This window comes from Paenibacillus sp. J53TS2 (assembly GCF_018403305.1).
Classification (GTDB): domain Bacteria; phylum Bacillota; class Bacilli; order Paenibacillales; family Paenibacillaceae; genus Fontibacillus; species Fontibacillus rhizolycopersici.
Genome location: NZ_BOSK01000011.1, coordinates 26,735 through 49,336 on the forward strand (window position 1 = coordinate 26,735; position 22,602 = coordinate 49,336).

The following is a 22,602-nucleotide window of genomic DNA, read 5'->3' on the forward strand; positions in this document are numbered from 1 at the left end:
ATGAAAGCTCTTCGAAAACATGCAGCTTTATATCTCATGATGATCCCGGTAGCCATCTATTTTCTCATCTATGGTTATTATCCGCTCGTTAAAGGGCTGCAGGTCAGCCTTCAGGATTATCGACTCATGGGGGACGGTCCATATGCCGGGCTTGCGAATTATTCGCAGGTCTGGCATGACCCGTTCTTCTGGAAGTCGCTGACGAACACCCTGGTGATCGGGGGAGGCATCCTGGCTTTCGGTTTTGTCGCTCCTCTGGTGCTAGCGTTGTCCTTAAACGAAGTGCTGCATGCCCGTTTCAAAAAAACAGCCCAAATGGTGCTCTACATTCCTCATTTACTGTCCTGGGTGATCGTCGGGGGAATCTGGATTTTCCTGCTGTCTCCCGATACCGGGCTGGTTAATCTATTGCTGCAGCGCTGGGCAGGCATGCCGCCGATTCATTTTCTGGCTGAGTCATTTTGGGCCCGCTTGGTGATGATCCTCGTGGCGACCTGGAAGGACATGGGCTATAACTGTATCTTGTTCATGGCCGGGATCGTGACGATTAATCCGTCTCTCTACGAAGCGGCGCGCATGGATGGGGCATCCCGCTGGCAGCAGGTTCGTTACGTAACGCTACCCCAGTTACTGGGAACGATGAAGGTTGTTTTGCTGCTGAATACGATGGGCGTGTTGCGGATCTTTGATCAGGTATTTGTGCTGCGCAATCCATCTACCGCTCCGGATGTCGATGTATTGATGGTGTATACGTTTGAAAAAGGGATCATGAACATGCAGGTCGGCGTAGCCGCAGCCGCCAGCTTTCTGGTACTGCTGTTCACCCTGGCGCTGACGTTGGTCGTGCGCAAATTAACCCGATTTGACGAGGTGGGATAACGATGGGGAGCGAACGCTTCGAACGTTTGGGTTGGAAAAATAAATGGTTTGACGCGATAAATCTGCTTTTTCTGCTGCTGATGATGCTTGTGATGGTCGTTCCTTTTCTCAACGTGCTAGCTTTGTCGTTTTCGTCGGGGCTTGCCTCGATGCAGCCGGATATCGTACTGTTTCCGGCGGAGTTCAGCGCGGAGGGCTACCGGACGATTTGGGAGAGCCTTGACCTATGGCGGCCGTTCCTGAACAGCGCGATCGTTACCGTAGTCGGAACGATCCTGCACGTACTGCTGTCTTCGCTGGCAGGGTATGTATTAATCCATCCGCATGTGCCGGGAAAGAAGGGGATGATCACGTTTATTCTGCTAACGATGATGATTCCGCAGGAAGCGGTGCTGATTCCGCTGTACGTGGTAAATAAGGATTTTCATTTAATTAATACGCTGACGGTACTGGTGTTGTCCGGGTTGGTGTCTGGGTTTTCGATCCTGCTGATGCGGAACTTCTTCATGGGCATCCCTTACGAGATTGCCGAAGCCGGCCGAATCGATGGGGCAGGAGACTTCTGGATTTTCGCTAGAATCTATTTGCGTTTGGCCGCGCCTGGACTTGCCACCGTGTCGCTGTTCGAGTTTGTCGGACGCTGGAACATGTTTACGGCACCGCTCATTTTCATTAACGACAGCATGAAGTATACGCTGCAGGTCGCGCTGAAGTCGATCATCATCGATACGAGCAGCGTGTCGAGCAATTATCTGGTGACGACCAACGTAAAGATGGCCGGCATCGTGATCGCGATTCTCCCGCTGATTGCGGTATACCCGTTTGTGCAGCGGTTTTTCATGAAGGGCATCATGTTGGGAGCTAGCAAGGAATAGAAAGGATGCTGCTAGGTTATGGCAAAGAATCGGTTGGAGCACCAAGTTCAAATTCAGCTTGTTCAAGAGCAAGAACGGAGTTATCCGGAGGTCGCCTTTTCCGTTCCGGAAGAGGCGGAGTCCATCGAAGTTCAATATCGCTACGAAAAAAACGATCGTTCCGTGGTTGACCTCGGCTTGCGTTCACCGGACCGGATCATCGGTTGGAGCGGCGGGGCGCGGAACGGTTTTCAGATAGGTTTAGAAAAAGCAACCCCCGGTTATTTGGCCGGACCCATCCATCCAGGAGAATGGGCGGTGCTGCTAGGTGCCTATCGGGTCCCTGACGAAGGGATACTGGTAGAGGTTGAGATCACGATTACTTTAAAGCATCCGCATTGGCTTAAAGGCGACTTGCACGCCCATACCGTTCACAGTGACGGAAGCTATACAGTCAGCGAGGCACTGGCCTCCTGCCGGGAGAAAGGACTCGATTTCCTCGCGCTCACCGATCACAACACCGCTTCGCAAAATCGCTTTTCAGTGGCGCAGGAGGAAACGTTGCTGCTGATCCCCGGCGTGGAGATGACTAGCTATAAAGGCCATGCGAACCTGCTCGGGCATCCGGACGCGCTGACAGATTTCCGCGTGTTGACTCCGGAAGCAGCGGCCAAGGAGCTCCGGCAAGCACAAGAGAAAGGCGCGCTAGTCTCGCTGAATCACCCGTTCTGCCCGGACTGCCCATGGGAGCTTGGCTTCAATGTACCTTTCGATGCGATTGAGGTGTGGAACGGGCCGTGGCGGGAGCTCAACGAAACGGCGGTGGCCTGGTGGCAGCAGCGCCTTGCCGAAGGCCGGCGCATCGTGGCTGTCGGCGGCAGCGATACGCACCGAGACGATCCGTTCGTCCGGCACGGAGTGCCAACGGCGCATGTATACGTCGCTGAGGAGACGGTTGCGGCAGTGCTTGACGCCGTAAGGCGTGGTGCGGTGGTGCTGTCTATGGGGCCCGACGATGCCTTCATCACGTTGACGGCCGACGGGGTCGGCGTAGGCGATGAACTGGAGGCAGCGCCCGGACGGGTCGATGTAGAGCTGTTGATCACGATTCGCGGTGCACAGGGAGATCGCGTTAGCCTATGGTCGAACCACGGCCTGGAGCAGGAATGGACCGTGGAGGGGGGCGAGCGAAACCTCGTTTGCCGAATGCCGGCGGATCGGTTGTTTTACCGTGTGGAAGCGCGGCGATACTTGCTCGAGTGGGACCTTGAGGTCATGACTTGCCTGACCAATCCGGTCTATATCGCGCAGGGAACCGTAGGCGAGTCCGTATGAAGCCGGCGATCACGGATCCCCATCACGTATCCGGCAATACGACAATGTTGGACCGTCCTGCCAAGGCGCTGTTATCGGTCAACGCGCTGAACGCGTTAGGGAACGCCTTGTCCAACATCTTTATCAATGTATACTGGTACAAATTGACGAATGATATGTCGCAAACGCTGCTGTTCAACCTGGCTTCGTATTTGGTTTGGCTGCCGGCATTCGTAGCAGCCGGCTGGCTCAGCAAGCGCGTGGACCGCACGAAACCGCTGTGGATCGGCAGCGTGGTGCAAATGCTGTTCTACGTCGTCGTTCTCTTGTCGGGAAGCGAATCGCCGCAGTTCCTGTTGCCGCTCGGGCTGATGTACGGGATCGGCCAGGGCTTCTACTGGATGTCGATGAACGTCTTATCCATCGACGTGACCGAAGCGGGTAACCGCAACTGGTTCAACGGCATCAACGGCGCGGCTGGCGCGCTGACGGGCATGGCCGGGCCGCTGATCGCCGGCGCGCTGGTCGAATCCCTGCCGTCGATGGCTGGCTACGCCGCCGTATTCCTTGCAAGCCTGCTGTGCTTTGCGCTGTCGCTGGGGGCGGCGCTGTTGCTGCCGAAACAGGCCGCTGCCGGCGTTTTTGAATGGCGCAGCCTGTTTGGGGTGCTGCGACATCGAGAGTGGCGCCACCTGAGCTGCGCCTTTGTTGGCGTAGCCTTTCGCGACGGTGTACTGACGATCGCGATTTGGCTCTGGGTGTTCCTCGCGACCGGCAGCGAGAACGCCACCGGCCGGTTTGCTTTCGCCACGACGTTGCTCTCCGTCGCCAGCTTCTACCTGATCGGCCGCTTCGGCCACGATCGTTACCGTTGGCGTTACCTCGTCCTCGGCGCTCTGTTGATGGGGGTGTCCCTGCTCGGGATCACCGCGCATCTGGCGGCCTGGACGCTGGTATTGTACGGCGTGATCAGCGCGGTCGCCCGGCCGTTCTTCGACACGCCGTTTAATACGCTAACCTTTAATGCGGTGAGCCGATGGGACCAGGGTGGTCGTCTTCGTATCGAGCTGATGGTTTGGCGAGAAATGGCACTAAGCGCCGGGCGAATCTCCGGCGTTGCGCTGCTATTCGGAATCTATCGGCGAGGAACAGAAGGGCTGGAGACAAGTTTATCGTTGTTCCTCGTTGTCGTTATTGCAATGGGCCTGCTGCCGCTCCTTTTTATCCGGCGAGCGATGAAGGACCAAGGGAAGGTGATAGAAAAATAGAAGATAGATCCTATGTGCCCCCTTCCCAATCCCCTCTGTGCACCCCTTTGCATGATTATCCCGTACGATCAGGCTCAGAGTAATCGAGCTAACTGACAGGGAGCAAAGAAGCCGCCGCCGCTGGATGATAACTTCAGAAATTAGGTAGCTGATAAGGAAGTTGAAAGGCAATTAGCCATCCCCGCTGTTGTCAAGTTGCTACATATCAGGCTACAGCGGAAAGAGGGCGGCTCGGATGATGCATGATCAGTTGAGAATAAGGAATTGCCGGAATTGCCACACACAGGCATAGCAATTTCTCGTGCATCGCCTCTCTCGCACCGAGCAAGTACAGTCGGCGGCGTAAGGTATACTCGTTCAAATACGCCTGCAAATGCTTTGGTCCCAAGGCTATATATGTACTCTTCAAAGACACCCATGCTTCTCTGACTACTTTCCGCAAGGGTGAATACAGTTGAAAGGCCAGAGGAAACGAATGCACTTCGGATATACGGGCATCCACATGATCATTGATGAAAGCGGTGAGTTCATGACGGGTTGCCCTATTTTCCCTTCCACGCTTATGAGGGATTAGCTGGATTTTGACCTGTTCCGGCTCCCCCGACTCCGTCACCGTACAGCCAGCTATAACAGCCGAGGCATGGGGTTGGGAAAGCTTACACCGGGATGGATCGTAACCATATGTATCGCTATTCACCTTCACATCCCCGCTCAATATCTCGCGGGCGTCGAATTCGCCAACGGCATGGCGTATTTTGTGCAGCATCAACCAAGCGGTCTTGTAAGTAACCCGAATGACCCGGTGCAACCGCATTGCAGAGATCCCATCCGGGAGCAGGAACAATTCCAGGGCGTGAAACCACTTCAACAGTGGAAGGCGCGTTCCTTCAAAAATGGTGCCAACCAAAGCCGAAGTTTGATGCGCGCACTTTCCGCACTCGAATAGGGGGATACGCCGGGAGGTCAATTGGCTGCAACGCGTGTAGGCACATCTCGGGCAGACAAAGCCGTTCGGCCACTTCATCGCGATCAGCGCCTCCATACAGTCCTGCTCACGATTATAACGGTGTAATGGTTGAACAATGATTCCTGTATTAACCTCCATATTGACGTCCCCCTCCATTAATTTATGCGTACATACGTTCCCGCCATTAGTTAAATTATACCAAACATGTGTTCTTATTTCAAGTTAAAAATCAGGGGGGAAATCCCTCTTCTTTTCTTTTTTTCTAATCCCCGCCATCCTTGGCGCCCTGATCGATAGGGATAATCCTGCAAAGGGGGAGCAAAGGTAGGAGCGGAGGACCGGGAGGCGGAGGAGTGGCAGAGTCCTCGACCTCATTTCCTGCGCCAGGCCATGAAATATAAGGGGCGCTTCCCGATGACCGAAGGGGTATGCAGCCATTTGACGATTCGAGTGGACAACCATTGGCAGAGTAAGGCTTGAATGATGATTTTCCAATCGATAACGATAGCCGTGAGAAGAAAAATGCCGCCGTTCATCCAAAACAACGCAGATCCAGGGTTGATCCTCTTCCGCTTGGCAATGGCGAGCGCGACGAAGCCGATTCCGCCGTTCGTCACCCGTTCTCGAAACAGGATGGAAATGCCGATACCTAGAAAGAGAGAACCAATGAACAAGTTAATCCATACGTTGGCAAAGGGGGTATGGAAGTAAACGTCAAAATAATTAACGGATACCGAGGTCACCGTGATGACCATGATGGTCCCGATTGCGCTGATCCGCCCCAAGTAATGGACGGCGAAGAGAAGAAAGGAGATATTGGTCAGCCATAAGCCAAGGCTCATTGGCATCCCGAACCAGTGGTTGAGCAGCACGGCAATCCCTGCGCCACCGCCGGAGGGGATCGAATGGGGAAACAGGAATACTCCCATGGCGAAGCCTTGAATTAAGGAGCCTGCAAAGATATGGGAACTCTTTTGCCATAAACGGCGTAGAAAGTAAGCCCGGACCGGGGCGCGATTTGTCGACACTTAAATCATCCTTCAGGAAGATGGAATGGCAGGCTAGTCCTGCTTGTACAGCCTATGCGCCTAAACAGGCAGGCATGCCAAAGACACATCCGCGATCCATGTTTTGTTGCCGGAGAAAAAGGGTTTATGGGGTGAAATATGGAATAAAAGGGATATACATAACAGGGTGAAACCCAATCAGCCGATGAAGGGGGAGCGCGCATGACCATTCTGAAAGATATTATTCTTCAGCTCTTCTTTGCCCATATGCCGTTTGTCATGTATAGCGTGTATTATCGTGATCAGTCCAAGAATTACACGCAAAAATTTATTGCGATCACTAGCATGATTTGTTTGTTCATTTCCATGACTTTCGGGGCTAGCGTGGTCAGCGGCTATTTTTACGACATTAGGTATACTATCATGTTTTTTGGTTTGATCTTTGGAGGCTTGCAGACGGGGTTCGCTCTCTTGGCGGAATTTGTTCTGTTCCGTTTATATATCGGGGGCGACGGTACGTTTATTGCGATGGTGATCATGTTGGTGACGTTCCCGGGTTCTTACCTGCTTTACCGTATTTACCGGAAGTCCGAACGGAAATCACTGGTTTTATTACTGGCTGGTGTGTTCTTCTCCGTAACGCCTCTGTTGTTCGTTTATCTGGAGAATCCGCAATCGGTCATCCGTAACTTGAGCTTTCACTTATTAGTCATTCCGATGCAGAACCTGGTTGGCTGCTGGCTGCTGATTACTCTGTTCAGAAAAGCGGTCACCGATAAGGAGTTGTTCATTAGCTATGCGCAAAATGAGCGGGTACGGGCGATCAGCCACGTTGCGGCTTCGCTGGTCCATGAAGTACGGAATCCACTGACGGCGGTGAAGGGATTTCTTACGCTGATTCGCGATGGCGTAACGGACCGCGGGCGGATTGAGCGCTACATTGAAATCTGCATGAGTGAAATTGCCCGGACGGAATACATTCTGTCCGAGTATCTAGCCATTTCCAAGCCGATTGGCGATAAGCAGGAGCCTACCAACCTTGAGGAGTTGCTGCGGATCACGAAGGATGTCATGAGCCCGTATGCTAACATGCACAACGTGCTGCTCGAAATCAGCCATCCTCCGGAGCCGGTGTGGATTCTCGCCAATCCCGATAAAATGAAGCAAGTGCTCGTAAATTTTATCAAAAATGCCGTTGAAGCGTGCGCCGAAGTGCCGCATGCCCGCGGCAGGGTTACTTTGCGGCTGCAGATCGCAGCTCGCAAGGTCACGTTAACCATCCAGGATAACGGAATCGGCATGACCGAGGAGCAGGCCAAACGGCTGGGTTCGGTCTATTTTTCCACCAAATCCTCCGGAACGGGACTCGGCATGACCTTCTCCTACCAAGCCATTCTCTCCTTCGGGGGAACGGTGAGCGTACAAAGCGAACCCGGCGCGGGGACGAAGTTTACGATCCAATTGCCGATTTATACCCGAGACGTGGAAGAAGCAAGGGAGGCGGTTGAAGCATGAGCAGGCAAGGCGGAGAACTTGTGGTGAAAATCGTGTTGTTCGTATTATTATCCGGGGTGTTTGTATTTCTCGGATTTTTTGCCGGATTAATCGTTTCTATTTCGGGCGGCGCGATATTCTACGCGCCACTGGTGCTGATCGCGACAGCTGTAGGGGTCCTATTTCTGGCCTTCTTCTTGTTCTTGCCAGCACGTCACCGGCGCAAGTTGTATATATCGATGCTTGCAATCGTCGTCTTGGGAGGCTTGACGACGGCGGGTTACGAGATCCGCGAGGCGTATCATCACCGGATTCCGGTCGTCAGCGACCAGGAAGTGAACATGGAGCCGTACCGCCCGTTCGGGGATACAGGCAAGCTGGCATTGCTGCCGGAACCGTCGGATTTGACATTGACGAAGGATCTGCCGCGGATGGACGGGGCAACGGCACTTTATCCGCTGTATGCCGCGTTTGCGCAGGCGGTGTATCCGCGCCAAGAATACGATCTTTATCAAAGTGAAGTCATGGTGAATACAACGCCCGTAGCTTATAAGAATCTCATCGAAGGCCAAGCGGATATCATCTTTGTCGCTGCGCCGTCAGAAGGTCAAAAGGCTGCCGCCCGCAAGCAAGGCAAGGAATTGAAGTTCACCCCTATTGGCCGTGAAGCGTTCGTTTTTTTTGTCAACGCCTCCAATCCGGTGTCCGGATTGACGACGGAGCAGATTCGCGGGATCTACTCGGGAGAAATCACCCGCTGGAGCGATGTGGGGGGTGGCGGGGGGAGCATCCGAGCGTTTCAGCGGCCGGAGGATAGCGGAAGTCAATCGATGCTGGTCCGGGTGATGGACGGCCGGGAGCTGGCCAAACCTCCCAAGGAGGATGTCGAATCCGGGATGGGCGGCATCATTTCGCGGACCGCGGATTACCGCAATTACAAAAACGCGCTCGGCTACACCTTTCTGTTTTATGCTACCGAGATGGTGCGAAACGGGAATATCCGCCTGCTGAGTATTGACGGCGTGAAGCCGGAGCGGGCGACGATCGCCAGCGGAGAATACCCGTTAGCAGCGGAGTTCTACGCGGTAACGGCAGGCAGCGACAATCCGAATGTGGAGAAGCTGATCGATTGGATTTTGTCGCCACAAGGTCAGTCTTTAGTGGAGCAAACCGGGTATACCCCCCTCTTTCCCTAGAACATATTGACACTCGAATTCTGGATCGATAAACTAAAAAATAGGAATTAGCACTCTGTCCCCCAGAGTGCTAATATATTGTTAGACAAGTTACCCCATGCAGCGAAAGGAGATTTGTTTCATGGCGAAAAAGCAGTTTAAAGCCGAATCGAAAAGATTGCTGGAAATGATGATCAACTCGATTTATACGCAGCGGGAGATTTTCCTGCGCGAGCTGGTTTCAAACGCCAGCGATGCCATCGATAAAATTTATTACCGGGCGTTAACCGATGACCAGTTGGTGTTTAACAAGGACGATTACTTTATCAAGATCCAGGCGGACAAAGCAACCCGTACCTTGGTTATTTCCGATACCGGTATTGGGATGACGAAGGACGAGATGGAGAACAACCTCGGCATTATCGCCAACAGCGGCTCGTTTGCATTCAAGAACGAGAATGAGCTGAAGGATGGCCACAACATCATCGGGCAGTTTGGCGTTGGCTTCTATTCCGCGTTCATGGTCGCGGACGTGGTTACCGTCATCAGCCGGGCGCTGGGCTCGGATGAAGCCTATAAGTGGGAGTCCCGGGGGGCTGACGGATATACGATTGAGTCGTGCGAGAAGGCGGAGGTCGGCACAGACATTATTTTGCAGATCAAAGAGAACACCGAAGACGATCAATACGACGAATACCTCGAGGAATACCGGCTGAAGTCGATCGTGAAGAAATATTCCGATTTCATCCGTTACCCGATCAAAATGGACGTCACGAGCAGCCGGCCGAAGGAAGGCAGCGAAGGCGAATACGAGTCGTATACGGAAGAGCAGACCGTGAACAGCATGGTGCCGATCTGGCGCAAGAACAAATCCGAGCTGACGGACGAGGATTATGAGAACTTTTATATGGAAAAACGTTACGGATTCGACAAACCGGTATCGCATATCCATATCAAGGCGGATGGCGCGGTCGTGTACAATGCGATTTTGTACATTCCGGAGACGACGCCGTTTGACTATTACACCAAGGAATACGAAAAAGGGCTGGAGCTGTATTCAAACGGCGTGCTGATCATGAACAAATGCGCCGACCTGCTGCCGGACTATTTCAGCTTCGTCAAAGGGATGGTGGATTCCGAGGATCTCTCGCTTAACATTTCGCGGGAAATGCTGCAGCATGACCGTCAGTTGAAGGCGATCGCGAAAAATATTCAGAGCAAGATCAAGAGCCAATTGCAGACGCTGCTCAAGGATGGGCGCGACAAATACGAGAAGTTTTACGCTTCATTTGGCCGTCAACTGAAGTTTGGCGTGTACAACGACTATGGGATGAACAAGGACGTGCTTCAGGATCTGCTGCTGTTCACTTCGTCCAAGGAGAAGAAGCTCGTCACGCTAGATGAATACGTCTCCCGCATGCCGGAGGACCAAAAGTATATTTACTATGCCGCCGGCGAATCGGTGGAACGTCTGGAGAAGCTGCCGCAAACCGAGCTGGTGCTTGATAAAGGGTACGAGATTCTGTATTTCACCGACGATATCGACGAATTTGCGATCAAGATGATCATGAAATACAAGGACAAGGAATTCAAGTCGGTGTCGAGCGGCGACTTGGGGATCGAAGCCGAGGCTTCCGAAGACAAAACCGATGCGGACGAGAACAAGGAATTGTTCGCGGCCATGAAGGAATTGCTGGCGGGCAAGGTGAAGGAAGTCAAAGCATCCAAACGCCTGAAATCGCATCCGGTCTGCCTATCGACGGAAGGCGAGCTGACGATCGAGATGGAAAAGGTGCTGAATGCGATGCCTGGCGCGGACGGACAGTCGGTTAAGGCGGACAAGGTGCTGGAGCTCAACGTGAACCATGACGTGTTCCAGTCACTGAAGAAAGCTTACGACAGCGATAAGGAGAAGCTGGCTTTGTACACGAACCTGTTGTACAATCAAGCGCTCTTGATCGAAGGATTGCCGGTCAGCGACCCGGTTGAGTTTACGAACGACATTTGTAAAGTGATGCTGTAAGCGGGCAGGGGCCCGAGAGGATGGGAACCACCTTCTTGCGAAAAAGGCGAGAGGGTGGTTCTTTTGTTTTTGGCTTGGAATGTGCCATCATGAGGGTGGGGGCGATAAGTAGTGTTTAATGATTTCAAACTCGTGGCCGAGGCGCCGGTGTATGTGCAGGTGAAAAATTATATCAAACGTCTGATGATGCAAGGGGCTTTGCAGGCGGGTCAACGGCTTCCGTCGACACGGGAGCTGGCCGAGCTGCTAGGGGTTAGCCGGGGCAGCATCATTGCCGCTTACGAGGCATTAACCGACGAAGGACTCGCATACGCGGTTACGGGAAAGGGGAGCTTCGTGGCCGAGGTGTCCACACCAGGGGCACATGCCATCCCGGCCTGGCGAATGGATTGGCATGAACGAATGAACCGGCAAGCCCGGCTGTCCGTGGAGCTCGACCATATGAAACGCAGCAGGCCCGGCCTGCGGGCGGGTAAAGGCAAGATATTGTTTACGAGCATCGCCCCTGACGAACAGCTGTTTGATCTGGAGAATGTAAAACGCGCTTTTTTGGATCGGATGGCCGTGGAAGGCCGGGTCCTGTTGAACTATGGTTACGCCAAAGGATATAAACCGCTCATTGAATATTTGCTTAAATATATGGAACACAAAGGCGTGGATCTAACGGGCAAGGATATGCTGATCACCAGTGGATTTACCGAAGGGCTGGACATCGTCCTGTCGGCAATCGGAAGGGACGACGGATCGGGCGGGCGCATGCTATGCGAAAATCCGACGCACCAGACTGCAATCAAAAATTTGCGGCGGCACGGGTTCGAGATCTCCGGGATTCCGATGGAACCGGACGGCCTGGACTTGGCTGCACTGGAACGGGAGCTCAACAAGCATGCGTTCGACGGCGCGTTTCTGGTGCCGTCCTACCACAATCCGACCGGCATCGTGACGTCCGCCGAGAAACGGCTGGCCCTGCTGGAGCTGCTTGGCCGCTACCGCGTACCGATCATTGAGGACGGCTTTAATGAGGAGTTGAGGTACTCTGGTTCCCATGTTGCCCCTTTGATCGCGATGGCAGGGCAGGGGAACGGGGTGGTGTACCTGGGGAGCTTCTCCAAGGTGTTGTTTCCGGGCATTCGCGTCGGTTGGGTGCTGGCGGACCGGGAGCTGATCGAGGTGCTGGAGAGCGTCAAGCGGGCGCGCAGCATTCATACTTCGACGCTGGACCAATCACTGCTGTATCAATATTTGCTGAACGGCAACCTGGAGAAATATTTGAAACGGGCCCGGACCGAATACCGGCGAAAATACGAATGGACGAAAGCCTGCTGCGAACGGGAGGTGCCGTATTCCCGGCTGTCAGGCAGCGGGGGCTTGCATTTGTTCCTGGAGTTTCCGGACGGGTTCGATACGTGGGAGTTGCTGGAGCTTTGCGCGAATCAGGGCGTGTTGTTTACGCCCGGAGATATGTTTTACGTGGACGGCAGGGGAAGGAACACGATGCGGATCGGTTTCTCGCGCGTGTCAGAGGAGGACATCGAGAGGGGAATTCGCTTGATCGGCGAAATGGCCGCGAAGCTGCTAGGGGATCAGAATTAGCTGCGGATCGCTTGTTTGCGGCTTGGACTTAAACAACGGTTGAAGGAGAGGAATCGGATGAAAGTAGGGGTAATTATGGGCGGCGTCTCCTCGGAACGCGAGGTTTCGCTGATGACGGGGAAGGAAATCGTGGGGCGGCTGAATCCAAACAAGTATGATGTGGTGCCGATTGACGTGACGAGACGGGAGGAATTAATCGACCGGGTGCGGGGTATCGACTTCGCTTTGCTTGCGCTGCATGGTGCGTTTGGCGAGGATGGTACGGTGCAGGGCGTGCTGGAGACGCTAGGGATTCCCTACTCCGGCAGCGGCGTATTATCCAGCAGCTTGTGCATGGATAAGAACCTGACGAAGCGGCTGCTAAGGGCCGAAGGCGTGATTACGGCGGACTGGGCCTATCTGGACCGGGCTAGATTGGCCGACGGATCGTGGGAAAACGAGGTGGCGGGACTCGCGTATCCCCTCTTCGTCAAGCCGAATGCGGGAGGCTCCAGCATTGGCGTACAGCGCGTCGACCGGCCGGAGTTGTTGCCCGGCGCGCTTACGGAGGCGTTCCGTTGGGACGCGTCCGTGATCGTCGAGTCCCTGGTAAACGGCCAAGAGATCACCTGTCCAATCCTGGATGGGGAGCTGCTTCCGGTGTTGGGCATCCAGGCCAATGGGGCGGAGTGGTTCGACTACGAAGCCAAATACAGCGACGGCGGGGCGGAGGAGCGGCCGATAACCTTGCCGTCCGACGTAGAAACGCGGGTCCGGGAGTCGGCGCTGGCCTGCTATCGGGTGCTGCAATGCCGTGTGTATGCCCGAGTCGATATGATCCTCCAAGACGGCATCCCTTACGTGCTTGAGGTGAATACGCTGCCGGGGATGACGGCGAACAGCTTGCTTCCCCGCAGCGCCGCAACCGCCGGTATGAGTTACGGCGAACTGCTCGACCGGATCATCGAGATGTCGCTGGTCGAGCGGGGCAGCGGTGTTCCTGCACTTCATTCTTTATAGACGCGCTGCCGACACAAAAAGAGACCCGCCGCAAAGGAACGGATCTCTTGGATCAAGCAACTGCTGCGAAGGTCGCCTAGTTGGCGGGGTTCCCGGCCAGCTCCAGCACCTGCTCGACGGGGACGTACTCGAAGTGCAGGTCTCGTGCGACGGAGGCGTACGTAATCGCGCCGCCGGCGACGTTGACCCCTTTGCGCAGCGCGGCTCGTTCGCTAAGCGCCGCGTAAAGACCCTTCGAGGCGATCTCCAGCGCGTAAGGCAGCGTGGCATTGGCCAGCGCCAGCGTCGAGGTGCGCGGCACCGCGCCCGGCATGTTCGCCACGGCGTAGTGGACGACGCCATGCTTCACGTAAGTCGGATCGGAGTGGGTGGTGATCCGGTCGACCGTCTCGAAAATGCCGCCTTGGTCGATGGCTACGTCCACCACGACCGAGCCGGGACGCATTGCCTTCACCATGCTTTCCGTGACTAGCTTCGGCGCTTTGGCGCCGGGGATCAACACCGCACCGATCACCAGGTCGGATTCGCCAACCGCCTCGGCGATGTGCTGCGGATTGGACATCAACGTCTGTACGCTTGCGCCGAAGATGTCTTCCAACTGCCGCAGACGATCCGCGTTCAGATCGATGATCGTCACGTCGGCGCCCAGGCCGATGGCTACCCGGGCCGCATTCGTCCCGACGACGCCTCCGCCGATGATCGTCACCTTGCCGCGCTTGACGCCAGGCACACCGCCCAGCAGGATGCCTTTGCCCCCCTGCGGCTTCTCCAGAAACTGCGCCCCGATTTGCACCGACATCCGCCCGGCGACTTCGCTCATCGGCGTTAACAGCGGCAGCGTTTTGTTCACTTCGACCGTTTCGTAAGCGATGGCCGTGACGCCATGGTCCTTTAGCGCCTGGGTCAGCTCCGGCTCCGGAGCCAAATGCAAATACGTAAACAGGATCAAGCCCTGTCGGAAAAAGCCATACTCCGACGGCTGCGGTTCCTTTACCTTCATCACCAGGTCGGCGGACCAAGCATCCGCCGCGCCCACGATCACCTTGGCCCCGGCGGCCGCGTATTCCGTATCTTCAAAGCCGCTGCCGGCCCCGGCGTTCGTCTCGATCAACACCTGATGTCCCGCGTTCACCAGCGAGTAGACGCCCGAAGGGGTCAGGGCCACCCGGTTTTCATTGTTTTTGATTTCTTTCGGCACTCCAACGATCATGATGTTTCCTCCTCCGTCAATTTTGCTGACGACGATTCCGGCATAAAGCCTATTTTGTCCAGAAATCGGCTAAACCTGTCAATGGATTTGACATCAGTATAGGACAGGAACGGCAGGTTTTGTTTGTGGAGATCGAAGAAAAAAAACCGCCGTGTTTGTGAAATTTCACAAATCGCGGCTGTCGCCGAAACGCTCGGCTTTCAGGTCCAGGTACAACGTTACTTTTTGCTCCATGCTGGCCAGGTCAATCCGGCCGATTTCGGCGATTCGTTTCAGCCGGTAATTCAACGTATTCGCATGAATGTGCAGCGCATCGGCGGCCGTCTTGGCATTGCTGTCATACGTCAAAAAAACTTCCAGCGTATGCAGCAGCTCGCTGTGATGCTCCGAATCGTACGTACGCAACCTGGCCAGCGGGGCGTTAACGTTGCTTCGCTTCCGCGTTTCCTGCCAGATAAGCGGCAGATAGCGATAGTAACCGAGATCGCCGTACATTGCCAAGTCGCCCGTTTCCGAGGGGAACCGCCGTTTCACCTGAAGCAGGAGCAACGCCTCGCGGTAGCTGTCCTCCAGCCGTCCATATTCGCTATAGAGACAACCGCTGGCCAGTCCGTCATAATCCGCTTTGAAAAAGGAACGCAAGTTCCGCTGGAGAAGTTGGAGTTGGCCTGCGATTCCCTCCATGGAGCCCGCCACGATCGGGGCGCACAGCAGGATCACTTGATTTTTATCGACGGCTCGCAGCACGACCCGGCTGTTGCTGCAGATGGAGGCGAATTTCTCCAGCGCCTGTTGCTGCCAGGGTTCCTTAACTTCGGCGGCAAACTGCAGGATGACCACATGGAATTGCAGGGGGAGAGCGATTCCGATCCGGTGGGCCTTATCCCGGATGAGGGCTTCATTGGTTAGGTGCCCGGTCAGCAGCTGCCAGAAAAAATCCCGATGCGCCTCGTCTTCTTTATGGCGCTGGAGCTGCCATTGCGCCATTTTCGTGCGGGCGGCTCGGGCCGCTTTCATTAACAAGGCCATTTCCCGGTCCGAAAAGGGCTTTTCGGTCTCCAGCACCCATATGAACCCGACAACCCGAGTGCCCGAGCGGATGGCGGTCGCGACCCGTTCGCTCAGCCCCACCTCGCTAATCGCGGCGATGCGGATCGGCGTTTCGCTGTCCAGCAGGCGGGGAATGACGCCGTCCCGCCACAAGCTGCCGATGACCTGATCGGGCACGCGGCGGCCGACGATGGTGGCCAGCCTCGCCGCGTCGGTTTCCGGCACGTGCGAGCTGTAGGCGACCAGGCGGTGGTTCGCGTCTTCGATCGTGACCGGACGGCCCAGCGCTTCGCTGATTTTTTCCGCGAGCAGTTCCAGATTGTCGGAGTAAGGTTCGAATGGGTCGTCCTGATCTTCTCGCATGGGGGGGCACCTCCGATACATGGATATTTTCAAAATTATCAATCGATAACGAAAAGAGGTTAAACGCGATGACGACAACGCAAACGAGGATCTTCTCATCCACCGGTTACCGCGATACCTGGGCGGAAGTATCGCTGGATGCGATTGCCCATAACGCGGGCCTGTTTCGTAAACAGGCAGCCGAGGGCTGCAGGGTGATGGCCGTGGTCAAGGCAAACGGGTATGGGCATGGAGCCGTACAGGCGGCGCAAGCCGCGATCCGCGCAGGCGCCGAATACCTGGGCGTTGCCCTCGTCGACGAAGCGCTGCAGCTTCGGGCCGCCGGTATATCACAGCCTATTCTCGTGCTCGGCTACACGCCACCGCATGGGGTGGAAATGGCCGTCCGGCACGGGGTTACCCTCACGGTGTATACCGAGGATGTGCTGCGGGAAGCGATCGCTTGCGCGAGAAAACAAGGGTGCGAGGCCCGCATACATTTGAAATACGATACCGGGATGACCCGGATCGGCTTGCCTTCCGCCGAAGCGGTGATCGGGATGGCCGCACAAGCCGCGGCCGCCTCGCCCTTTGTCGTGCTGGAAGGTTTGTTTACGCATTTTGCCGATGCGGACGGTCCCGATCCGGCGTTTACCATGGAACAATTCGCACGGTTCGAAGCCTGCATCGACGCTTTGGAAGCCGTCGGCCTGCACATCCCGATCAAGCATTGCTGCAATAGCGCCGCGGCCATGCGCTTTCCGTGGATGCATCTCGACATGATCCGGGTGGGGATCGCGTTGTACGGGTTATATCCTTCCGCGCTGCTGCAGCTGCCGGAATATCCGCTGCGGCAGGCGATGCAGCTGAAGTCGAAAATCGCCTCGCTCCAGCGGATCGAACCGGGCCGCACCGTCGGCTACGGCCGGACGTACCGGGCGGCAAAGGAACGAATCATCGCCACCATTCCGGTGGGGTATGCCGACGGCCTGTCGCGGGCGCTGTCCAATCGCGGTTGCGCGTTGGTGCGCCGGCAGCGGGTCCCGATCATCGGCCGGATCTGCATGGATCAGGCGATGCTGGACGTGACCGAAGCGGAAAACGTCCGAGCGGGCGACGAGGTCGTGATCTTCGGCGAAAATGGAGCGGAGGCGTCGATTTCAATCGATGAAGTGGCCGCCTGGATGGGGACGATCAATTACGAAGTCGTTTGTTTGATCGGTTCAAGAGTGCCGCGCGTTTACCCCGACGCTCCACAATTCATGTGATAATAGGTACCATGACTTTGGTATCATAATCCAAGTTTTGGGTTGCGTAAAGAGGAATTTCCTCGGTTTTTCGCGACATACCCCGAGTATGTTATATTACCTAACACAAAACCCCTGCTCTAACAATCAGTGCAGGGGTTTTGCGATGGGAAATGATCAGGTTCGGCGAGTGAATGATAACACGATGTCCTGCGGGTAATCGCCAAAGCCGCTGCCGAAAAGGTTAAGCCCGCGTGGGTTGGCGGCATCCTCGCGAACCTCGAAGCGGACGCGGATCGGCTCGTTGAACGCCAAGCCCAGTCCGGAGATCGCGGTAGGCCCGGCGGAAACGCCGTTGACGAAGCTGCCTTCCGGGGTCACTCGCCATTCGGTAAGCTGTCCGTACTGGGTGCCGCCTTTCCACTTCTCGGATGTCAGCTTGCCCTGGCGCTCGCCAAAATCGCCGGGACTGGTCCAGGTGCCAACCGGCATGCCGTTCACGCTGACCGTAATGTCGGAAGGCCAATCTTCCCGGAACCCCGGGGCCTCGGAACAAACCTCCGCCCGGATGCAGAGCTCCTCCAGCTCTACGCTTGGCGGCAGCGGATTGGCAAAGTAGTATTCGACGTACCCCGCCTCGGCGAACCATAACAGCGCGGCCTCGGTCCGCTCCGGCATGTAAAACGCCCTCGGATCATCCTGAGAGCCGATCAGGCCTGCATCGCGCCCGACCATGCCGCATGGCGGGCTTACCGAGCAGATGGAATACATGCCGATGGGCATATGAATTTCTTCTACATGATGGAGCCCTTCTCCCGGCTGGGTCGGGAGTTCCAGGAGAATGGAGCGGCAGGTAACCGAGCAGATTTTCTCCCGGTTGGCCCCGGGGGAAGAGACAATCAGTTCAGCCTGCTCCAGGATCTGTACGTTGATGGAAATGGTCGGCTGGGCGACGCCAAGCGATTCAGCCAACTGGCTGATGCTCATCGGTTGCCTGCCCAACGCTTCGAGGATGCGGACGCGGACGTCCCCGGACAATGCTTTGGCCACGTCGAGAATCCGGGAGGCCGGATAGCGTTGGGTGTCCTGACGGTACGGTTCACTCATCTAAATATTCCTTTCTTCGAACGGTAGTCAAAAAGTCAAAACACGTATCGGCATCAAACCTGTAGCCAGTGTACCTCAAAAACGTTATATTGTAAATTTATAATATACATTGTGATTATATAATATATGTGCTATCATGGGGGCGAAATGATCCGAATAATCATGTTCCAGTTGAAAAGGAAAGGTGTGCAAACTTGATGACGAAACCATCGTTAACGACCGGAGCGACCGCAATTCCACGCCCGGAGCATCCCCGGCCGGATTGGCAGCGTGCGGATTGGCTTAATCTGAACGGGACCTGGTCGTTCCAGTTCGAGCCGATCGCCGTAGGGCCCGGCACGTCCCGGGAGGATGGAGAAGCAAAGGATTTTTCGGAACGGATCGAGGTGCCGTTTTCCTGGTCTAGCCCGTTGTCCGGCATTGGTAACAACGAAGCCGGCGTCGGCTGGTACCGGCGAACCGTCATCTGGCGGCCGGAAGCGTCTAGGTCGCGGATTTTCCTCCATTTTGGCGCCGTGGATTATCAGTGCGACGTTTGGGTTAACGGTTTCCATGCCGGATCGCACCGAGGCGGATATGGCAATTTCGAGTTTGAAGTGACGGACTGTTGGAACGCGGAGGGGGAGAATACGATCCTGGTTCGCGCGGAGGATGCAGACGGAGACGATCAGGCACGCGGCAAGCAGGGGTACGGCGAGATTCGCGGCATTTGGCAGCCGGTCTGGCTGGAAGCGCGGCCGCAAACCTACGTGCAGAATGCGAAGTTCCACACGTGTCTCGACGGCCAGGTTGAAGTGACGGCCCGCATCATAGCCAAGGAAGCTTCGGCGGCTAAGCTCGCCCTGCGGTTTCAGGACGGGACCGTAGAGCATACGGAAGAATTGACGCTGGTCGCAGGCGAGAATAAGGTCCACCTCTCGTTTAAGGTGGCGGAGCCCCGGCTGTGGAGTCCGGAAACGCCGCACTTGTATGAGGGGGAACTGCGGCTGACGGTTGCCTCCGAGGAAGACACGATCGCCACATATTTCGGCATTCGAGAAATCGGCACCGCCCGATTCGGGCAGCGGGATTACCGCTGGATCACGTTGAACGGAAAGCCGATTTACCTGAATGGCGCGCTGGACCAATCGTTTCACCCGACCGGGTATTTCACCTATCCGACCGACGAGGACATGAGGGACGAAATTTACCTGATGAAGCGACTCGGGCTTAACTTTGCCCGGATTCACATCAAACCGGAAGAACCCCGCAAGTTGTATTGGGCGGATAAGCTGGGGCTGCTCATCATGCAGGATATGCCCTGCTTCTGGGGCGCGCCGGACGCGAAAGCTCGGACATCCTACGAAAGCGAAGCGCGCGAGGTCATCGAGCGGGACTACAATCACCCGTCGATTTTTGCCTGGATCATGTTCAACGAAACGTGGGGGTTAAAATCGGGGAAAGCGGCCGGCAGCTTGACCGGGGATGAATGGGGCAACATGAATTATTTGCCCGAGACCCAGCAGTGGGTTCAAGGGATTTACCGCTGGGCCAAAGAGACGGATCCGACGCGCCTCGTGGAGGATAATTCCGCCTGCAACTGGGACCATGTCGAAACGGACTTGAACACGTGGCATTTTTACGTGAACGGGTACGAGAAGGTGCGTGAACATATCGGCAATGTGGTGGCCAACACGTATCCGGGGTCGTCGTTTAACTATATCGGCGGGCGAACGCAGACGGACGCGCCCCTGATGAACAGCGAATGCGGCAATGTATGGGGCATCGAGCACAGCGCGGGGGATAGCGACCTGGCCTGGCATTACCATTACATGCTGAACGAATTCCGCCGTCATGATAAAATGTGCGGTTTCGTATTCACGGAGTTTCGGGACGTGACAAACGAATTCAACGGGTATTACCGGCTGGACGGAACGGAAAAAGACTTCGGTTACGGCGGTTTCGTGCCGGGTATGTCGCTTACCGACCTGCATTCGCCGGATTGGATTGTCATCGATGCGCCTCCATCGCAAACGGTCGACGCCGGGGCGAAGGTGTCCGTGCCCCTACTTGGCTCCAGCTTCTCAGACCGGTACCACGGCCGCACGCTCCAACTTGTTTGGGAGCTGTGGTACGACGACCTTGGCATCCGCGTCGTGGCGGACCGCGGCGAGCGTGCGATCGCCTGGGAGGATTACGGCGCGGCGGAGCTGGCTCCGCTCGAGATCGCGATGCCTAAGCAGGACGCTGTTGCGGTGCTAGCCTTGCGGCTGGTCGCCGAGGGAGGCGAGACGGTGTCGCGCAACTTCGTCGCGTTCGACGTGCGCGGCGGTGCCACCGCTTCTGACCCCGTCGGTGTGCATACAGTAAGCGTTCCGGTGGGCGGTTTTGCGCAACAGACGTTTGCGCTGCAATGGGAGTCAATTCTAGGAGCGAAGGCGAGCGGCGCGGGCGCGGGCGCCTTCACGTATGAGGTTCGGTTGCCGGACCGGGAGGAGCATGCGCTGATCGGCGACATCGAAATCGCCTTCGAAGCCGGCGCCAAAAGGGTGCTCGCCCGCAACCTCGAAGGCGTCAAAACGCAAGATCACGGGATCGGCTACATGCACGGGGCTTCCGCCGACGTCGAATACAACCCGAACACCTACTACATGACGGATGAAATCCGCCATGAATCCAAGGTGACGGTTTGCATCGACGGCGAGCCTGTCGGAAGCGTGCACCTCCCCGACGATCCGGCGGATGCCCGCGGTATATTGTCTTGGCATTACCAGCCGGTGGACAACCGCTTGGACGAGGCCGGTTCGTACGGGTATCTCTGCCGCATCAAGGTACCTGGGCGCATCGCCGCCAAGCTGGATCGCAGCCGCCATTTCCGGCTGGAGCTGCGTGCCGGGGAAGGCGGGCTGGCGCTGTACGGCCGGAACGCCGGGCGCTATCCGCTGGACATTCAGGTACGCTGCCACTAATCCGCAGATTCATTCCCCGTAAGGCGAGAGACCGTCCGTTTATTCCCGGACGGTCTTTTGCGTATGAGACGAGCGACATGCGCCATACCGTTACGTCGATATTCTCTTGCACGCATTGCCCAATCGGTCTAGAATTGGGCATGAGATCTGATAAATTTAAATCCAAACATCGCAGGAGCGTGAGAGGATGAAGTACAGAAGGTATGGGACGACCGGCAAGCAGGTGTCGGAAATCGGCTTTGGCGCTTGGCAGCTCGGCAATAAGCAGGATTGGGCGTCGATGGAGGACGAGGTGGCTGTCCGTCTGGTGCATGAAGCGCTGGACCTCGGAGTCAACTTTTTTGATACCGCTCCCAATTATGGTCAAGGCAAAAGCGAGGTGTTGCTCGGCAAAGCCCTGGAAAGAAAACGCGAGAAAGCGGTCATCAATACGAAATTTGGCCATTCCCCGGAAGGGACGGATTATTCGGCGGCCCAAATTCGAAATTCGATCGAACGCAGCTTAATGCGGCTGCAGACCGATTATGTCGACTCCGTATTGATCCACAACCCCCCGTTCGACCACCTGGACGGCAAATATGGCCACTATCAGGTGCTGGAGGATCTTAAGGCAGAAGGCAAAATCCTGGCGTACGGCGTGTCGGTCGATTCTAGCCGTGAGATGCTTGAAGTGCTGGAGCACGCCCGTCCGGGTGTTATGGAAGTGATGTTTAACATCTTTTATCAGGAAACGGCGCAGGCGTTCCAGTTGGCGAAGGAGAAGGAGGTTGCATTGATCATCAAGGTACCGCTTGATTCCGGCTGGTTGTCGGGTAAATATCAGGGTACCAGCTCGTTCTCGGGTGTTCGCAGCCGCTGGTCCCCGGAGGTCATTCAGACCCGCGCGAAATTGGTGGAGCAGATTCGCTTTTTGGAGGATGAGCAAACGTCGATGACGATGGCAGCGCTGCGTTTTATTTTGGCATACCCGGAAGTCGCGACGGTCATTCCCGGCGTTCGGAATAGCGCTCAGCTTCGTGAGAATGTGGCTGCCAGTGATGCGGAGCTGCCTGAAGCGGCGCTGAGACAATTACAGGACCTTTGGGAACGAGAGATCCGTTTCAAATCATTGGGCTGGTAACCTGA

At 55.9% G+C, this 22,602-nt stretch carries 17 protein-coding genes; 12 read left to right on the top strand and 5 right to left on the bottom strand.

Annotated features, from left to right (window positions below; genetic code table 11):
* Genes KJS42_RS19700 through KJS42_RS19715 form a run of 4 tightly spaced genes read left to right on the top strand, consistent with a single transcriptional unit; the run spans position 1 to position 4,315 of the window.
* Complete coding sequence (locus KJS42_RS19700; protein WP_213623888.1) at positions 1–879, top strand: ABC transporter permease subunit; 879 nt, start codon at positions 1–3, stop codon at positions 877–879.
* A gap of 2 nt (positions 880–881) precedes the next feature.
* Positions 882–1,754 (top strand): carbohydrate ABC transporter permease, encoded by an 873-nt coding sequence (locus tag KJS42_RS19705; RefSeq protein ID WP_155608314.1) that lies wholly within the window; start codon positions 882–884, stop codon positions 1,752–1,754.
* 18 nt (positions 1,755–1,772) lie between these two features.
* Entirely contained in the window at positions 1,773–3,068 is a 1,296-nt protein-coding gene (locus KJS42_RS19710) for a CehA/McbA family metallohydrolase (protein ID WP_213623889.1), read from the top strand.
* Positions 3,065–4,315 carry an MFS transporter gene (locus tag KJS42_RS19715; protein WP_193415665.1) on the top strand — a complete coding sequence of 417 codons (1,251 nt, stop codon included), beginning with the start codon at positions 3,065–3,067 and terminating at the stop codon, positions 4,313–4,315. The genes KJS42_RS19710 and KJS42_RS19715 overlap by 4 nt, the downstream gene beginning before the upstream one ends.
* Positions 4,316–4,520: 205 nt before the next feature.
* On the opposite strand, the gene KJS42_RS19720 is transcribed toward KJS42_RS19715, so the two are convergent.
* Complete coding sequence (locus tag KJS42_RS19720; protein ID WP_193415664.1) at positions 4,521–5,420, bottom strand: transposase; 900 nt, start codon at positions 5,418–5,420, stop codon at positions 4,521–4,523.
* A 233-nt stretch (positions 5,421–5,653) separates the two neighbouring features.
* Complete coding sequence (locus tag KJS42_RS19725) at positions 5,654–6,310, bottom strand: YitT family protein (protein ID WP_244868556.1); 657 nt, start codon at positions 6,308–6,310, stop codon at positions 5,654–5,656.
* 201 nt (positions 6,311–6,511) lie between these two features.
* Between KJS42_RS19725 and KJS42_RS19730 the strand changes: the two genes are divergently transcribed.
* From KJS42_RS19730 to KJS42_RS19750, 5 genes are all read left to right on the top strand, one after another.
* Entirely contained in the window at positions 6,512–7,804 is a 1,293-nt protein-coding gene (locus tag KJS42_RS19730) for a sensor histidine kinase (RefSeq protein ID WP_213623890.1), read from the top strand.
* Positions 7,801–8,979, top strand: a complete 1,179-nt coding sequence (locus KJS42_RS19735; protein WP_213623891.1) for a PstS family phosphate ABC transporter substrate-binding protein — start codon at positions 7,801–7,803, stop codon at positions 8,977–8,979. The genes KJS42_RS19730 and KJS42_RS19735 overlap by 4 nt, the downstream gene beginning before the upstream one ends.
* A gap of 121 nt (positions 8,980–9,100) precedes the next feature.
* On the top strand, positions 9,101–10,981 hold the full coding sequence (htpG, locus tag KJS42_RS19740; protein WP_213623892.1) for a molecular chaperone HtpG: 1,881 nt from the start codon (positions 9,101–9,103) through the stop codon (positions 10,979–10,981).
* 111 nt (positions 10,982–11,092) lie between these two features.
* Positions 11,093–12,574, top strand: a complete 1,482-nt coding sequence (locus KJS42_RS19745) for an aminotransferase-like domain-containing protein (RefSeq protein ID WP_213623893.1) — start codon at positions 11,093–11,095, stop codon at positions 12,572–12,574.
* A 57-nt stretch (positions 12,575–12,631) separates the two neighbouring features.
* The gene (locus KJS42_RS19750) at positions 12,632–13,573 is read left to right on the top strand and encodes a D-alanine--D-alanine ligase (RefSeq protein ID WP_213623894.1); all 942 of its coding nucleotides are present in this window, start codon (positions 12,632–12,634) and stop codon (positions 13,571–13,573) included.
* A gap of 76 nt (positions 13,574–13,649) precedes the next feature.
* Here KJS42_RS19750 and ald read toward each other — a convergent pair whose 3' ends face one another.
* On the bottom strand, positions 13,650–14,783 hold the full coding sequence (gene ald, locus KJS42_RS19755) for an alanine dehydrogenase (RefSeq protein WP_193415658.1): 1,134 nt from the start codon (positions 14,781–14,783) through the stop codon (positions 13,650–13,652).
* 165 nt (positions 14,784–14,948) lie between these two features.
* Positions 14,949–16,196, bottom strand: a complete 1,248-nt coding sequence (locus KJS42_RS19760; RefSeq protein WP_213623895.1) for a PucR family transcriptional regulator — start codon at positions 16,194–16,196, stop codon at positions 14,949–14,951.
* Between the two features lie 68 nt (positions 16,197–16,264).
* On the opposite strand from KJS42_RS19760, the gene alr reads away from it, so the two are divergent.
* Complete coding sequence (gene alr, locus KJS42_RS19765) at positions 16,265–17,443, top strand: alanine racemase (RefSeq protein WP_193415656.1); 1,179 nt, start codon at positions 16,265–16,267, stop codon at positions 17,441–17,443.
* A gap of 156 nt (positions 17,444–17,599) precedes the next feature.
* Here the strand turns inward: alr and KJS42_RS19770 are convergent, their stop codons facing one another.
* Positions 17,600–18,529, bottom strand: coding sequence for an ArsR/SmtB family transcription factor (locus tag KJS42_RS19770; RefSeq protein ID WP_155608303.1), 930 nt, complete (start codon positions 18,527–18,529; stop codon positions 17,600–17,602).
* A 197-nt stretch (positions 18,530–18,726) separates the two neighbouring features.
* Here KJS42_RS19770 and KJS42_RS19775 point away from each other — a divergent pair, with 197 nt between their 5' ends.
* Positions 18,727–21,477 (top strand): glycoside hydrolase family 2 protein, encoded by a 2,751-nt coding sequence (locus KJS42_RS19775; RefSeq protein WP_213623896.1) that lies wholly within the window; start codon positions 18,727–18,729, stop codon positions 21,475–21,477.
* A 187-nt stretch (positions 21,478–21,664) separates the two neighbouring features.
* Complete coding sequence (locus KJS42_RS19780) at positions 21,665–22,597, top strand: aldo/keto reductase (RefSeq protein WP_213623897.1); 933 nt, start codon at positions 21,665–21,667, stop codon at positions 22,595–22,597.
* Positions 22,598–22,602: the final 5 nt, after the last annotated feature.